Consider the following 14543-nt stretch of genomic DNA (forward strand, 5'->3'; position numbering starts at 1 on the left):
TCTGATCGGCGTGTGAAAGCGCGAAAGTGCCTGTCCAGCAAGGGATACTTGGACTTGTCTAGGGTCCATATCGTCTCGCTGGAAGGCACTCCGCAGGTGAAGCGTACTTCGTGGTCGACTGGTCTGTCTGTTTCTGCTGGCAGTGTCGGCGTCGTCGGGCACGCGGGTGGTGTCGCGGTCCGGTTGCTGGCCGACCGGGTGGGACTGACCTCCGAGTTGTCGAAAGCCCAGATCAGACGTGGTTTCACCCCACGCCATGACCGCGGCCGGGTCCTCATCGATGTCGCGGTGATGATCGCCGGCGGCGGGGAGGCGATCGCCGACATCGACGTGCTGCGCCACCAGAGCGGCGTGCTCGGTGCGGTCGCATCGCCGGCAACGGTGTGGCGATGCCTGGATGAGCTGACCGCCTCCCGGCTCAAGAAGGTGCAGGCGGCGCGTGCCCGGACCCGCCGCGCTGTGTGGACCCAGCTCGCTGCCAGGCCGGGCGGGATCCCGGTCAGCAAGGTGGCCGGGACCGACCTCGGTTCGGTGATCGTGCTGGATGTCGATGCCACGATCGTCATCGCGCACAGCGAGAAGGACCAGGCCACACCCACGTTCAAGAAGACGTTCGGGTTCCATCCGATCGGCGTCTGGTGCGACAACACCGGCGAGTTCCTGGCCGCGACCCTCCGCCCTGGCAAAGCCGGGTCGAACACCGCCGCCGACCACATCCAGGTGTTGGGCGAAGCGATCCAGCAGATCCCCGCCGCGCACCGCAAAGCTCTGCTGGTCCGCTCCGACGGTGCCGGCGCCTCCCACAAACTGGTCGCGTGGCTGGACCAGCAGGATCAGATCCGGGGTCGCCGGGTCGAGTACAGCGTCGGATTCCCCGTCACCGAACACGTCCGGACCGCGATCACACAGGTCCCCAGATCGGTGTGGACCGAGGCCTCCGACGCCGACGGCGAGGTCCGGGTCGGTGGTGATGTCGCCGACCTGACCGGGCTGATCGACCCGGCCGTGTTGGCCAAGTGGCCGGCGGGGATGCGGGTCATCGTGCGCCGCGAACGACCCCACCCCGGTGCCCAACTGTCCCTGTTCGAGGAACGTGACGGGTGGCGCTACCAGGCGTTCGCGACGAACACCCAGGCCGGGCAACTCGCATTCCTGGAAGCCCGGCAGCGCGCGCACGCCCGCGTCGAAGACCGGATCCGGCACGCCAAAGACTCGGGACTGCGCCGCTTCCCGTCCCGCGAGTTCCCGATCAACCAAGCCTGGCTGGCCGCGGTCCAGATCGCCGCCGACCTGATCGCCTGGACCCGACTGCTGGGCTGCACCGGCACCGCAACCTCGCTGGCCGGGTGTGAGCCGAAAGCGCTCCGCTACCGGTTCCTGCACGTCCCCGCCCGACTGGCTCACACCGGCCGCCGCCGACACTTGCGGATCCCTGACACCTGGCCCTGGGCCGCGGCGATCGTCGCAGTGTTCGCGAACATCGGCGCCATTCCGATCACCACCTGACAACCCCGACCACCTGCAACAGCACCACCGGAGACCCGACCACCGGCACCGCCAGCCGGACCACAGTCATACCCGAACCTGAACATCAAGCCGCGCAACACCTTTCACAACCCATCAGCAGAGCTATGAAAGACCGGGGTTAACCCCAATACCGTTCAGTTAAGGTTGCGGTTGTTGTAGGGTGGCGGTATGCCGCGTGCTGGGTGGGTGAAGCCGGAGTCGGATCGTCGGTTGTCGGATCTGGTGTCGGTTGGGGTGTTGACTCGGGTGTTCCCGCCGGATTTGGTTGATGAGGTGGTGGCTGCGGCGGGGCGGACAGAGCAGCGTCACAGATCGTTGCCGGCGCGGGTGATGGCTTACTTCTCGATCGGGATGGCGTTGTACTCCGAGGGTTCCTATGAGGATGTGCTGGCGCAGCTCACTGATGGCCTGTCCTGGGTGTCGGGCTGGCAGCAGAGGTTCAAACCGCCGAGCAAGTCCGCGATCTTCCAGGCGCGGGCCCGGTTGGGGTCGGAGCCGTTGGCGGCGCTGTTCGAGCGGGTCGCTGTGCCGCTGGGTACTGAGGCGATGCCGGGGGTGTGGCTGGCAGGGCGGCGGCTGGTGGCCATCGACGGCACCTGCCTGGACGTGGCCGATACGCCGGTGAATGCCGACTACTTCGGTAGGGCGGGGGTGAACAAGGGTGAGCAGGCGGCCTTTCCGATGGCCAGGGTCCTCGCGCTGGCCGAGTGCGGCACCCACGCGATATTCGCGGCGAACGTCGGGGTGTACGCCGAGTCCGAGGCCGCGCTGACCGTGCCGCTGCTGAACCGGCTGGAGAAGGGGATGCTACTCACCGCAGATCGCGGGTTCTTCTCCTATGCGTTGTGGCGCACCGCGTCCGCTACGGGAGCTGACTTGTTGTGGCGGGTGCGAACGGACAAGGCTGGGCCGAAACCCGTACACCTGCAGGACCTCCCGGACGGTTCCTGGCTGGCCCACCTGCAACAGACACACTCCGCCGCGGCACGCCGCGCAGAGCCCATGAAGATCCGTGTCATCGACTACACCATCGACGACGGACGAGACAATCCCACCGGGTACCGGCTGTTCACCACGATGCTCGATCCGGACGAGGTCACCGCAGTTGACCTCGCCGCGGCCTACACCCAGCGGTGGGAGATCGAAGTCGCGTTCGACGAACTCAAGACCCACCAACGCGGACCCCGCACCGTGCTGCGCTCGAAGTCGCCCGATCTGGTCCTCCAGGAGATCTGGGGCCACCTGTGCTGCCACTACGCGATCCGATCCCTGATGACCGACGCCGCCGCGCACGCCGGTCACGACCCGGACCGGGTCAGTTTCGTTGCCGCGCTCCGGATCACCCGCCAGTCCATCGCCCACCAGGGCGACTTTTCCCCCTCGCGACCCTGACGCCTGCCACCGCAGCTGGCTGACCTTCCTACACCGGCTCACCGGCCGCCTCAACCCCGGCCGGCGCAAGCGAGCGAACCCACGAGTCATCAAGCGCAAGTACGTGAAGTGGCACGTCAAACGCGGCCACCACACCCGGTGGCCACAGCCCACACACTCGCCGATCTACACCACCAGCCCACACTAACTGAACGGTATTGGGGTTAACCCGCTGCAGTCCGCCCTGGTCTACGTCGGCGGGCGCGAGCTGACAGGGCCCACTTGTTCTGAGTACACCTGCCTACGGGTGAGGCCCGCCTCGACAACATGAACTCCCGCCCTGCGCTTCGACCCGGGGCATGATGCTCAGGGCGGGATGAACCGGTCGAGCGGCGTTCAGTCAGAGACTTGGGTCATCTCCTTGCCGCAGCAGCAGGTGGGGTTGGCGGTGCCGGGACAGTCCGGCGGCGCGCTCTTGGTGACGGTGACCTCGCAGCCGCAGCCGGGATCGACACAGCGGTAGATCTGGCCTTCGCGGAACGCCATGATGCCTCCTTGATGCTGGTGTGGGTTTTGGTACCACGATCAACGGTAGAACCTTGCCCTTGGGATAACGTCAAGGATGAGGTTGCGTGGCTCGGGAAGAGGTCGGAATGTTCACGGTGGGTCAGGTGGCGCGGGCGGCGGGGGTGAGCGCGAAGGCGGTGCGCCTGTATGAGGCCCGTGGGCTGCTGCCGGTGGCGGCACGAACCGCGGCCGGATACCGGGTCTTCACCGAGTCCGACGTGGACACGGTGCGCTTCATCCGCCGGGTCCGCTCATTGGGGTTGGGTTTGGACGCGGCTGCAGAGATCCTGGCCACCCATCGCAGCGGAGCAGCGCCGTGCGGGCGGACTGGGCAACTACTCGACGATCGCATCGCCGAGATCGACCACACACTGCGCGAGTTGGGGGAGCTGCGCCGAACACTGGTCGCAGCACGCCGTACCGACCATATTGTCGCCGATCCGGCCGGTCACCGAGGCGGTGCGGCGGGTGGGGTTTGCCCGATGATCGAAGGTGCCACCACGGCCGGTTGGCTTTGAACCCCCAGGTCCAAAGCGCAGTTCGTCGACGGTGTCGTCGGGCGGGGGTGGTGCGGCGACACGTGCCCCATCTTCCCGGGAAACACTACGAAGACTGGGACGTCGACGACCTCGCCGGACAGGACATCAACGCCGTCCGCCCCCTCCGCGACGATCAAATCCCCCAACCAGGAACTCATGACCTTGCCTCGGCGTACATCCGCACGGTGACGAAAACGACCGATAGACCGCCGCCGATCCCTACCCGGTACTGGATCACGCTACGAGGCGCGAGATGACGAACTGAGTCCAATCGCGCTCGGCTTCGGGAGGTGCCCCGGCGTGCAGCCCCGGGTATGCGAGCAGCCGTTTGTCGTGAGCACCGACGCGCCCGAACAGATCGAACTGACCTGCCCGCGGGAACACTTCGTCGTCCCACTGCACGTGAATCAACGTTGGGGCGGATATGGCTTGGGCAGCTTGAAGTATCCCGTCTGTGTCGTGCAGACGTGGGTCGATGAGCGGCGTTTGCTGGAGTCCGAACGAGCCAAGTACGACAGCTCCCATCTCATCGCCGAGCGCGGCAGCCAGCGGAAGCCCGTACCGAGCGCCCATGGACACGCCTATGTAGCCGACCGGTTCCGCGTCGATCAGATCAGCTTGGCGCAGAGCGGCCAGGGCGGCGCGCCAGTCGGTGGTCATCCGCGCGGTGACTGCAGAGACCCCTTCATCGATGATCGCTCGTTGATACTCGCTCGGCGACATCGGTACTTCGATGCGGTCACCGTGGTAGGGGCCGTCAATGGCCATCGTGATCACCCCGGCGGCGGCCAAAAGGCGCGCGAGGCGCTGGTTGCGCGCACTGTGTTTGTCTCCGCTCCCACCATGGCCCAGCATGACCGCACGGCGGGTGAGCGACCCCGCCGTCGGCAACCACGCCGCGGCCGGCACGGTGCGACCATCGCACTCCACGGCCAAGCTCCTCAGTTCAACACCTGGCCACGGGGCCGATGAACTCCGCCGAGCTGGATCCGTTCGCATGACCAAATCATCACTCCTCGGGACCTGGTCTCATCAGACGGTGGCCTCCGGGCCAAGCGGAAGCTCTGCGCGCCGTCGGATGCGATCACGTCTACGTCTGCGTCTACGGCGACGCTGTTCCCCACCTGCACGCGCATCTGGTGGGTCGATGGCCGGGCGCGCCGAAGAAGTATCGAACGGTCAAGACCGCGGAATGGGCCCGGGCCCCGCACTCCGCACTGGCAGACATCAACCGCTTCACCGACAGGTTCCGAGCGGCATTCGGCCAGCCCAGCGGCAACCCGCCAATCCCCGACTGAGGCCGAACAAGTTCGTTCACAAGCGGATCGTCTACTGAGACGGTTACGCGTGGGCAGAGTGCCGGCCTCTAGCGAAACGCGTTCAGCTCGTCGAGGGTGCGATGGCCGCGCTTGACCACCTCTGGAACGTCAGCGTGGCGCCCGTGACGGATGGGGATCTCAAGCATGTGGAAGGTCTGTGCCGCTGCGAGGACGGTTGCCCCTTCCCAGCCGATTAGGTCGAGGATTCTCGTCCACAGCTGCCTTCGGACACCGTCCAGCAGCGGATCGTGGAAGGTGTACCACATAAGGGTGGTCAGGTCAGTCGCCCGCGTGCCGCTCCCTGCGTTCCCGATCCACGACCGCCACCACTGCTCCGTCACGGACCAGGACATTGCTGGGGGTTGAGAGATCGGCGTGGACCATGTCAGGCGCCTTTCGTGGTCGTGGGGCGTCGGCGCACACGAGCCGCAGGCGCTCGACCAAGGCCGACACCACGGAGGAATACCCCGAGAGCCTGGCAACAGACTGGCGGAGCCGCGACTGCTCCGGCGTCTCGTTCAAATCCAGCCCGGCGACAGCCGATTCCTGACCGGTGGCTACCCGCCAGGCGTACGACCAGTGGTCGAAGGGCTCGGAGGCCTGGTCGGCCTGCATCTCGATGATCTGCATCAGCTGCTCAACGAGGGACGGGGTCAGCTCTGGCGCGGGAGCCGCGTCAACGAAGTCCATCACATGCCATAGATGAGTGGCTGTTGCCCCAAATCCGAGCCAGGCGGGGGTGGAATAACCGCGCCTACCTCAGCAGGACACGCTCACCAGCAACATCGTTGTCGTACACCACTCTGCAGGACTCAACCGTGCGCCCGGGGCACTGCCTTGAGTACTGCATGTGCCCTTGCGGTTAACTGGATGCACACGGCACCCCCATTGACGCCTCCAGGTAGGCGACTGGGAAGAGTGACCTCGGCCCCGAGCGTCCTGGCCACATCGTCCAGGACCTCAGCCGGCAGTTGGTCCGGGCGCTGAGCAGGCCCGTTCACAAGCGCACCAGGAGATCTCGGCAGGGATCTATGTTGTAGAGCTCGATGTCCTGTCTTCGCTGGCTCGCCCAGTTGTCACGGGTGAGTCTCCACCGGTTCATCAGGGCCGGATTGTCCTGGCGGGTGGCCCACTCGACACCGTTGGGCACATAGCCGAGATTGCGAGAAATCGCGTTGGAGCCGTGGTTGTCGACGAAGGCTTCACTGTGTGCCTCTGTCGCGGCGAACCCGTCGAACGCCAGGTGGAGGACCGCCGCCCGCATCTCGTGACCGATTCCGAGTCGGCGCTGGTCGGCCGACACCCAGGAGAACGTCGCCACCGTGCCGAACGTCGAGAAGCTCGTACCGATGAGGTCCTGCATGCCGACTGGTTTGCCGTCCACCATGACCACGAAGTACAGCCGCCAGAACTGTGCGCTGAGCGCGCCCCTCCCGCGCCAAATTCCCTGCATCCACTTGGCCACCCGCAGATCGGCGTCAGGTTCGTAGAGCGACATCGGGTCGTCATAGGGCACGGGCTCGGCTGATGCCTTGCCGTCCCGTACAGCGTCGCTGAGCTCGGCCAACAGTGCGTCAGTCGCAGCATGCAACTGCAACGTCGGGGTGTGGATACTGACGTCAAGGAAGGGGTACGGGGTCATTGAGGTACACGTCCTGCCGTTGGGAGATGCCGGTGGTCGATATCGATCCAACCCGCAGTCGACCCCCATGCGCACGCCGAATAGCGCACACCAAGACGACTCCGTCCCGTCTCAACAGAGGATCGTCAGATGAGACGGGGTCACCGTCGCTCTCGACGAGAACTCTGGATGAACCACCAGGAGTTCGAGGCCGTCACCGAGACCCCAACGAGCGCTGGCAGGGGGCTCAAGCTGCGCCGTCCGCGTTCAGATGCCGAAGCTCGAGGTTGCCATCATCCGAGACCGGGCTGCCGTGTACCTCCGTAAGCTCGGTCCACGGCAACTTTGAACCGTCTCGCGAATGCGGGACGCTCATGTGTGGCTGGCCCTATGCTTTGGCAACCGAGCCGAGCGGAGACCACATGACGACCCAGGACCAGGCTGTAGAACTCGACGACGTCGCCTACGGGCCATCGTGGGCGACGCTGTTCACTGGCCTCTTCTCGTCCATCGCCGTTCTGCTTGGTGCAATCGGTGTGCTGTGCATAGCTGCGGATGACTCCGGGATCCTCGCGTCATTCGCTCTGCTCGCCTCACCCTGGTTACTTGTGTTCACCGTTGCCGGCTTCGCACTGCTGGTTTGGGCACAGCGAGTCGAACGGTTGCGGCATTTAAGCGTTCCCCGACCCGTCGTGTTCCTGGTTGTAGCCAGCGTTTTCGTCGTTGCCGCCATGTTCGTCATGGGTCAGATCCGATACGGGTGGGGTTCTGTCATCTGGTTCTAGTGTCGCGTTTCTGAAGTTGGTTGACGGTTCGCTTTCCTGAGGATCTCGCCGGCGGTTTTGGTCCACACGAATGGGTGTTTCCGATCGTTCCAGCCAATGATGAACTGGCGGATCTTCCCGTTGAGGTCGTGCACGCTGGTGAACACGCCGCGGCGGATGGCCTGCTTGTCGATGATCCCGAACCAGACCTCGACGAGGTTCAACCACGACCCCGAGGTCGGGGTGAAGTGCGGGTGGAATCGCGGGTGCTTGTCCAGCCAGGCCCTGACTTCGGGGGTCTTGTGGGTGGCGTAGTTGTCCATCACCAGGTGCAGCTCCTGCTCCGGGTAGGCCCGCTCCAACTGACGCAGGAACGCCAGGAACTCCTGCCGGCGGTGTTTGGGCTTGACCGCACCGGTGACATGCCCGGTCGCGATGTCCAACGCAGCGAACAGCGTCGTCGTACCGTGCCGCTTGTAGTCATGGGTCCGTTTCTCGACATCGCCGATCCGGACCGGCAGCATCGGCGCGGTCCGGTCCAAAGCCTGGATCTGGGATTTCTCATCCACACACAACACGATCGCGTTGTCCGGCGGCGCCAGATACAGCCCGACAACGTCGGTGACCTTCCCGATCAGTTCCGGGTCGGTGGAGAACTTGAACGTCCCGCTGCGCCAGGGCTGCACCCCGTACTTCCGCCACGCGCGCGCGACCGTCGCGTTCCCTGATGCCGCTCGCCGAAAGTCCCCAGGGTTGCTCATCGAAATTGGCCATCTGGTGACCGTGGGATTGTAGCGGAGGGGGGTTGGACTGTGCGTCGGAGGTTGTCGGTGCGGGCTTGGTGGTCGCGGAGGCGGTAGCTGTCGCCGGTGATGTCGATGACGACGCTTCGGTGCAGGAGTCGGTCCAGAAGTGCTGCGGCGACGGTGTTGTCGCCCAGTACTTGGCCCCATTCGGTGACGGGCCGGTTCGTGGTCATGATGATCGAGGATTTCAGGTACCGCTGGTTGACCACTTGGAACAGGGATGAGGCGGCTTCGGCGGGTAGGGGTAGGTAGCCGAGTTCGTCGATGACCAGGGCTGCTGGGCCGGCGTAGAAGCGCATGGTGGTGGCCCAGCGGCCTTCGATGGCGGCGCGGTGGCAGCGGGCGGTGAGGTCGGCGGCGTTGGTGAAGTAGGTGCGGTGTCCGGCTTCGGCGACTTTGCGGGCCAGGCCGACGGCGAGCATGGTTTTCCCTACGCCGGGTGGGCCGATGAGCAGGATGTTCGTTCCGGATTCGAGGTATCGGTTGGAGGCGAGGTCGCGGATCAGTTCGGGGTCGACGCCGGGTTGGGCGTCGTAGTCGAAGTCTTCCAGGGTTGCTTGGGTGGGCAGGTTCGCGAAGCGGAGCCGACCGGTCAGACGCCGGGTTTCGGTGGCCTCCACTTCGATGCGCAGCAGGTGTTCCAGGGTCGCGGTGATGCTGTGCTGGCCGTCTTTCGCGCCGTCCAGGACGGTGGGCAAAGCTGCGGCGGCGTCGGCTAGTCGTAGGTAGGTCAGGTGGTCGCGGAGTTGCTGGTAGCGGCTGGCTTCAGAGGTTGCGGTCATGACAGTTGTTTCCCTTCAACGGTTTTCGGTGGATGCCGGGGTTGGGCAGGATCAGTTATGGCAGGGTGCGGCGGCGGGCGGCGGCTTGGGCGTAGCGGTTCAGATCGATCACAGTTGCTGTTGTTGGTGCGGGGTCGGCGGTGGGGGTGGCGCCGCGGAGGATGTCGGCGGCGGCTCGGGCTGCGGCGCCGGGTGGGATCCGTTGTTTGGATCGGTGTGGCGCTGCGGGGCTCGAGGCGGCCAGGGCTGCGGTGTTCAACGCGGTGATGTGCGCTTCGGTGCGGATCGTTGCGCCGGCGCCATCGGGTCGGCGGTGATGGACCGCGATCGTGACATCGGCGGTGGTGGTGATGGACAGGGTGGCGGCGTCGAGTCGGTGGGTGATGCGGACCAGTTGTCCGGCGTGGGCAGGTGGCAGGTCGTAGGTGTTGCCCCGGTAGGACACCAGGGCCTGCGCGGAGGCCTTCCGCTGCGCGGTGATGACGGCGATCGGAGGAGCAGCGGGTACTAGGCGTAGCGGTTCGCGGGCGGCGAGATCAGCTACGGTGCAACGGTTTCCGTCCGCATCGGTGCGGCCTCGTTGATCGGCGACCTGTTGGCAGAACTGTTCCAGGGATGCTTGGGCCTGCGCGACGGTCAGCTCATCGGGCAGGCTGCGCCACCAGCGTTGCGCCGCGGAGTGGTTCGCCTTTTCGACCACGCCTTTGCGGTTACCGCGGCGGGGTGGGCAGGGCCGGACCCGAACGCCGAAGTGTTTCGCGATCTGCGCGTAGCTGGCCGTCACGACCCCCGTGCCGGGATGGACCACGGTGGCCATCCGATCGAAGCGCCAATCGCGGGTGATGCCGCCGAGCGCCGTCGCGATGCGGTGTTGCGCAGCGGCCAGCTGCGCTTGGTCCATCGATTCACACAACTCGCCGCGCCACTTCGAGGAGTGGGCGAGCGCTCCGACCAGCAGGTAGGCGCGTTTGCCGTAGCCGTCCCAGTGGGCCGGCGGGTCGGGCAGCTCGACCCAGTCCCACTGGGTTTCCTCACCCGCCGGATGCTCGATGACCGCTACCGGCCGACCTTTCGCCGGGAGGCACGGCTCGCACGGCGGCCGCAACCCGCGCTGGCGCAGCACGCGAGTGAAGGAGGGATAGGACCGCTCATAGCCCAGTGCGCGGACCTCGTCGTGAAGCGCGACAGCCCACAGGTGCGGATCCTCGAGCAGCCTGGCAGTGCAGTAGTCGACGAACGGGGCGAACGCGTCCTCACCGGCCGGAGCGCGAACCCCGACCGTGCGCTCGCCCTTGAGGTAGGCCCGGACCGTCTTGCGGTCCCGGCCCACGTGCCGAGCGATCGCCGAGATCGTCCAACCCCGTTTTCGTAGTGCATGAATGTCCACGTCGTCCTCCTGTGTGAGCATGAAGCGGGTCCCCTTCGGCCAGCTGGTGCGTGGTCAGAGACCGCCAGCATCGAGGGGGACCCGCCGCATGTGCGGGAGCCACACAGGTGGGGAATTTCAGTAAGCAGGACTGGGGAGATTCAACTGAGCGCCATCATTCCCCACCTTCAGGTGATCCGCCAGCAACCGCGAGGACCAGTGCGTCACTCCGAGCTTCTTCGGCGGCGCCGTCAACGTCGCAGCGATCACCCGCTCGTCATCAACCTCCTTGGGTCGACCCGCCCGCGGCGCATCGACCAACCCGTCAAGACCAGAAGCGCCATACCGACTGCGCCACTTCCACACCGAAGTGGTCGTCGTACCGACCTCGACGGCGATCCGCGCATTGCCACCCCCTGCGAAGCCAACAACACGATCCTGGCCCGCGCCACCAGCCCCGCACGCATCACTGTCGACCGCGTCCACGACACCAACACATCCAGATCGCCATCCCGAAGCACCAACGCCGGAGCCGGAGAATTCGCCATCCCCGAATCATCCCAGCCCAGCAACCATTTAGGAACTAACGACACGCGACACTAGGAGGGAACTGCCTTGAGCCACAGGCCCCCCACCAGCCGCCGCCACACCCAGCTATCCCCTGCTGTAAGTGGTCTCATCTGGATCCCTACCCGAGACGCTAACTGTCGGCATCTGCGGCCGACGCGGTGCTGCCGGTGTGGAGGCCGTTCTGGACGGGTTCGGGACGCTGTCTATTGCAATCCGATCAAGGACAGGGAGGAGCCGGAGGTGATCACGCAGATCGGTGCAACGGTGGACGTCAACTGTTCCGTCTGACCAACACCGTGGCGGATCGACCGATAGGACGCCGATGAGCAACTCCAGCCAGTCCGACGTCCCCTCCAGCTACCGCCGACGGGTCACTGCTCGGGGTGCGGCCGCCCTGCTCGCGCTGACGCTGTGCATGGCCGCATGTGCACGGAGCGAAAGTGGCAGTTCAGCCAGCAAACAAGAAGCGGGCGTAGCTCCTCCGTCAGCCGCATCAGGTTCCGGTCCCGGTACAGGCAGCGACGGGGTTTTACCCACCTCGTCGGCCACCTCCTCGCCCTCGCCGGGCGCTCCGTCGGAGCAGCCGGTCGTAATCGTTCGGCGGGAGACCACCGGGGGAGGTTGCGCCGAAGAACGCACCGTCGTCCCGCAACTGGTCATCTACGCAGACGGGCGCGTCTTCCGAGCCGCCGATCCTGACAACCTGGGCCAGTACTGCGAGCCCGTGCCATCGTTCAAACAGGGCCGCGTCGACCTAAGCGCAATCCGCTCTCGAGTCGAGAGTTACCTGAGCACGCCAGCTTCCAAGGTCTACATGGGTCGCGCGAAGTGGGCGGCTGACGCTGGATTGACAGTGCTCGAGTACACCGCCCAAGACGGATCCCACCGGGCCGTCGCCGCTGATGCGATCCATGTCGACGTGGACGGGATGCCCGACGAGCAGCGAACCGGCCGGCGGGATCTCGCGGCTGTAATCGCCGCCGTCGACGCGATGACTCCGGCTTCGACTGAGTGGACACCGACCAGCGTGTCCATCGTCAAGCCCGCCAACCCAGTGACCAGAGAATCGCCTGATGGTGCTCCGGTCTGGCCGGTCCCCGTGACCACGGAAGTCCAGAAGGTGCTGGATCGTTCGGAAGGGGGCTGCGTGACCGTCACCGGACCTACCGCCAAGAGACTGCTGGCTGCAGCTCGTGCCCGATCCACAACCGCGGCGATGTGGACCGTCAACGACCGACCGGAGTTCATGGCTATCGGTGTCGTCCTCGACGGACTTGGGCCTTGCTCTTGACTCAGATCCCAGTCCCGCTGAACTGCGTGACGGTTCCCAGACCGGTGTCCGTTCTGTTCCCCGCCCGGCGGTCGGCCTGCCCGGCAATGTCCCGATCGCGGGGATGTAAGGGTCCGACGACATATCACGGAGCATCTCGATGTCTGCTTCCGTAGGCGCACGCAAGATCACAGTCCCGAATGCGGGCGGAGTGCGTGGCCAGGCTGGCAGCGGGGTTGGTGACATCTTGTGATCGTCTGAGCGATAGAGGCAACACCCTGGTTCGAGCTCTCCCGATCCGTTAAAGACCTGTCTCAACAAGCGATCCCTACCCGAGACGCGCGCCCGCATAGCTGGGTTGACGAGCCCGTCAGCGTGTGGAACTGGTTCTGGCCGGCCACCCACCTGCCGTCATCTCGGCGCCCGTCGATCTGGTCGACGTCGAAGAGATCGGCGACTTGCTCCACGGGTGACGTCGAAGACGTCCGCCGGTTACCTATAGCCGTAGGTTCCCGCAGAACATGTCACCATCGTCCCTAACACGTCCGGGTCGACAACAGATTCCACTGCCGCTCACGTGGTCGTTGCTCGATACGCCTGCACTCTGCCGGTTGCGCTGACAGTGGCAAACCATCCCCGGCTGGAAGCGCTCACATCAACCCTGGCTTGATCAGCGGTCGGGGCGCTGATCTGGAGAACAATTTTGCCGCTTGTTGTTTCGATGACGGCGAAACCTCGGCTAGTCGGTACCAGGATCTGACTGCCGACGACCGCACCAAGTCCCGTCGACGTGAACGTCCAGGCCAGCACAGGCGTCTGTTGATCGGTCAGGGAAAGCTCGGCGCTCGTGCTCGACGGGGTGGTGCCCAGGAGCGGGGCTGTCGTCACGCCTGTGGTGGTGGGGGGGGTGGTGGCCGGTGCGGTTTCGGTGACGGTTCTTGTCGTCATCCCAATCAGGGTGCCGCCCACCCACGTAATGCTGATCGTGTCGGTGATACGTCGTGGGCTCGGTCCCGCAGCGGCTTCGGTCGCTCGGATTGCGGCGCTTTGGACGGGCGCGGGGGTCCGGGTCCGCGCGGTGCCGGCGAAGTCGTATGCGACAACTTCCGGTGTGGGCGAGTCGATCAATACGGCGACTCTGTCTTCGGTGAGCCCAACGAGCACCGCGGACGATGCACCTGTGTCGATGTCAACGATCGGCGGATGGACGATAGCGCTCCAGCCCTTGTCCTTGCTACCCGGGTCCGCATAGTTGATGCTCACGTGCGCTGTGCTCTGCCCGGAGCAGTGTTGAACGGTGGCAAATCTGCTTACCGCGACATAGGTGTCTGTGAACTCGCAGCCGAGCGTCTCGCCGCCGGGTTCGGCGGGCGCTGGCTGATCGCCGTACAGGATGGACCTGACCAAGTCGTAACGCCACAACTGAACCAGGTGCGGGGAGAGCCACCCACCGTAGGGACCCTCGACAAAGAGGCTGCCGGGGCCAGACGCCGCGACGGTGCGTGAGTAGACCCGCCCCCCGGTGACTGGATCGAAACTGGCAATCTCGGGGCAATCTGTGCTCGTGTCGAGGCGAAACCCGGTGACGATGCCACGCAGCCGATCGGTCTCCGTGGAGTTGCTGAATCCCTTTCGGAGGAATCTATGACCGGACGGGTCGTACTTTCGATTGTCGGAATCGCCGGATGTGAGAGCGCAGAGCCGACGATCGCTGCGGGTGTAGCTCCAGCGTTGCTGTCCACTGGCGATGTCCCACCCGCGGACCTCGTGTTCGCTGCCAACCGCGACGACTCCGGCGGGACTCACCGCAGCGCCGACAGTCGGATCGGTTCGCTGTGTCCAGGCCAGCGACAAGGACGTCGGGATCGATGTGTTGACCTGGGGCAGATCCCGATCCGCGGCCAGCTGAAGATCTGCCGCACGCGCAGCACTGGTCCGGTAGATGACGAGTACGCCACCGGCCACCAGAGCTGCAATTGCAAGCGCAACGATCACATCCCGCCTGCGCCGCTGTGCATACGTTGAAGACACGAGAGCGACC

13 protein-coding genes and 2 pseudogenes are annotated in these 14543 nt (G+C 65.4%); 6 read left to right on the forward strand and 9 right to left on the reverse strand.

The genetic code is table 11. The features are described from left to right. The first annotated feature begins 78 nt into the window (after positions 1–78). Positions 79–1506 carry an IS1380 family transposase gene (locus ABLG96_RS00315; protein WP_353651611.1) on the forward strand — a complete coding sequence of 476 codons (1428 nt, stop codon included), beginning with the start codon at positions 79–81 and terminating at the stop codon, positions 1504–1506. A 189-nt stretch (positions 1507–1695) separates the two neighbouring features. After that, a complete protein-coding gene (locus tag ABLG96_RS00320) occupies positions 1696–2919 on the forward strand; it encodes an IS4 family transposase (protein ID WP_353649451.1) in 1224 nt (407 codons plus the stop codon). Between the two features lie 375 nt (positions 2920–3294). Here ABLG96_RS00320 and ABLG96_RS00325 read toward each other — a convergent pair whose 3' ends face one another. Further along, positions 3295–3444 carry a hypothetical protein gene (locus tag ABLG96_RS00325; RefSeq protein WP_353649452.1) on the reverse strand — a complete coding sequence of 50 codons (150 nt, stop codon included), beginning with the start codon at positions 3442–3444 and terminating at the stop codon, positions 3295–3297. 86 nt (positions 3445–3530) lie between these two features. On the opposite strand from ABLG96_RS00325, the gene ABLG96_RS00330 reads away from it, so the two are divergent. Together ABLG96_RS00330 and ABLG96_RS00335 are read left to right on the forward strand one after the other, a co-directional pair. Beyond that, a complete protein-coding gene (locus ABLG96_RS00330) occupies positions 3531–3983 on the forward strand; it encodes a MerR family transcriptional regulator (RefSeq protein WP_353649453.1) in 453 nt (150 codons plus the stop codon). A 27-nt stretch (positions 3984–4010) separates the two neighbouring features. Beyond that, positions 4011–4261 (forward strand): annotated as a pseudogene (locus ABLG96_RS00335) (hypothetical protein); the annotation flags it as partial. Here ABLG96_RS00335 and ABLG96_RS00340 read toward each other — a convergent pair. From ABLG96_RS00340 to ABLG96_RS00350, 3 genes are all read right to left on the reverse strand, one after another. Next, entirely contained in the window at positions 4239–4913 is a 675-nt protein-coding gene (locus ABLG96_RS00340; RefSeq protein ID WP_353649454.1) for a hypothetical protein, read from the reverse strand. The pseudogene ABLG96_RS00335 and the gene ABLG96_RS00340 sit on opposite strands and share 23 nt — an antisense overlap. Before the next feature lie 689 nt (positions 4914–5602). Beyond that, complete coding sequence (locus ABLG96_RS00345) at positions 5603–5953, reverse strand: hypothetical protein (protein WP_353649455.1); 351 nt, start codon at positions 5951–5953, stop codon at positions 5603–5605. 367 nt (positions 5954–6320) lie between these two features. Then, on the reverse strand, positions 6321–6965 hold the full coding sequence (locus ABLG96_RS00350; RefSeq protein ID WP_353649456.1) for a GNAT family protein: 645 nt from the start codon (positions 6963–6965) through the stop codon (positions 6321–6323). Positions 6966–7366: 401 nt separating this feature from the next. On the opposite strand from ABLG96_RS00350, the gene ABLG96_RS00355 reads away from it, so the two are divergent. Continuing rightward, positions 7367–7729: a hypothetical protein gene (locus ABLG96_RS00355; protein WP_353649457.1), complete on the forward strand. Its 363-nt coding sequence runs from the start codon at positions 7367–7369 to the stop codon at positions 7727–7729. On the opposite strand, the pseudogene ABLG96_RS00360 reads toward ABLG96_RS00355, so the two are convergent. The 4 genes and pseudogenes from ABLG96_RS00360 to ABLG96_RS00375 form a co-directional block, all read right to left on the reverse strand. Further along, positions 7726–8433, reverse strand: a pseudogene (locus ABLG96_RS00360) (IS630 family transposase); the annotation flags it as partial. The gene ABLG96_RS00355 and the pseudogene ABLG96_RS00360 sit on opposite strands and share 4 nt — an antisense overlap. A gap of 32 nt (positions 8434–8465) precedes the next feature. Continuing rightward, complete coding sequence (gene istB, locus ABLG96_RS00365; protein WP_353649458.1) at positions 8466–9296, reverse strand: IS21-like element helper ATPase IstB; 831 nt, start codon at positions 9294–9296, stop codon at positions 8466–8468. Positions 9297–9351: 55 nt separating this feature from the next. Then, complete coding sequence (locus ABLG96_RS00370; protein WP_353649459.1) at positions 9352–10704, reverse strand: IS21 family transposase; 1353 nt, start codon at positions 10702–10704, stop codon at positions 9352–9354. A 96-nt stretch (positions 10705–10800) separates the two neighbouring features. Next, positions 10801–11148 (reverse strand): helix-turn-helix domain-containing protein, encoded by a 348-nt coding sequence (locus tag ABLG96_RS00375; RefSeq protein WP_353649460.1) that lies wholly within the window; start codon positions 11146–11148, stop codon positions 10801–10803. A 1012-nt stretch (positions 11149–12160) separates the two neighbouring features. Here ABLG96_RS00375 and ABLG96_RS00380 point away from each other — a divergent pair. Beyond that, entirely contained in the window at positions 12161–12523 is a 363-nt protein-coding gene (locus ABLG96_RS00380) for a hypothetical protein (protein WP_353649461.1), read from the forward strand. Positions 12524–13075: 552 nt separating this feature from the next. On the opposite strand, the gene ABLG96_RS00385 is transcribed toward ABLG96_RS00380, so the two are convergent. Beyond that, the gene (locus tag ABLG96_RS00385; protein WP_353649462.1) at positions 13076–14533 is read right to left on the reverse strand and encodes a hypothetical protein; all 1458 of its coding nucleotides are present in this window, start codon (positions 14531–14533) and stop codon (positions 13076–13078) included. Positions 14534–14543 lie beyond the last annotated feature (10 nt).

This window comes from Nakamurella sp. A5-74 (assembly GCF_040438885.1).
Taxonomy (GTDB): domain Bacteria; phylum Actinomycetota; class Actinomycetes; order Mycobacteriales; family Nakamurellaceae; genus Nakamurella.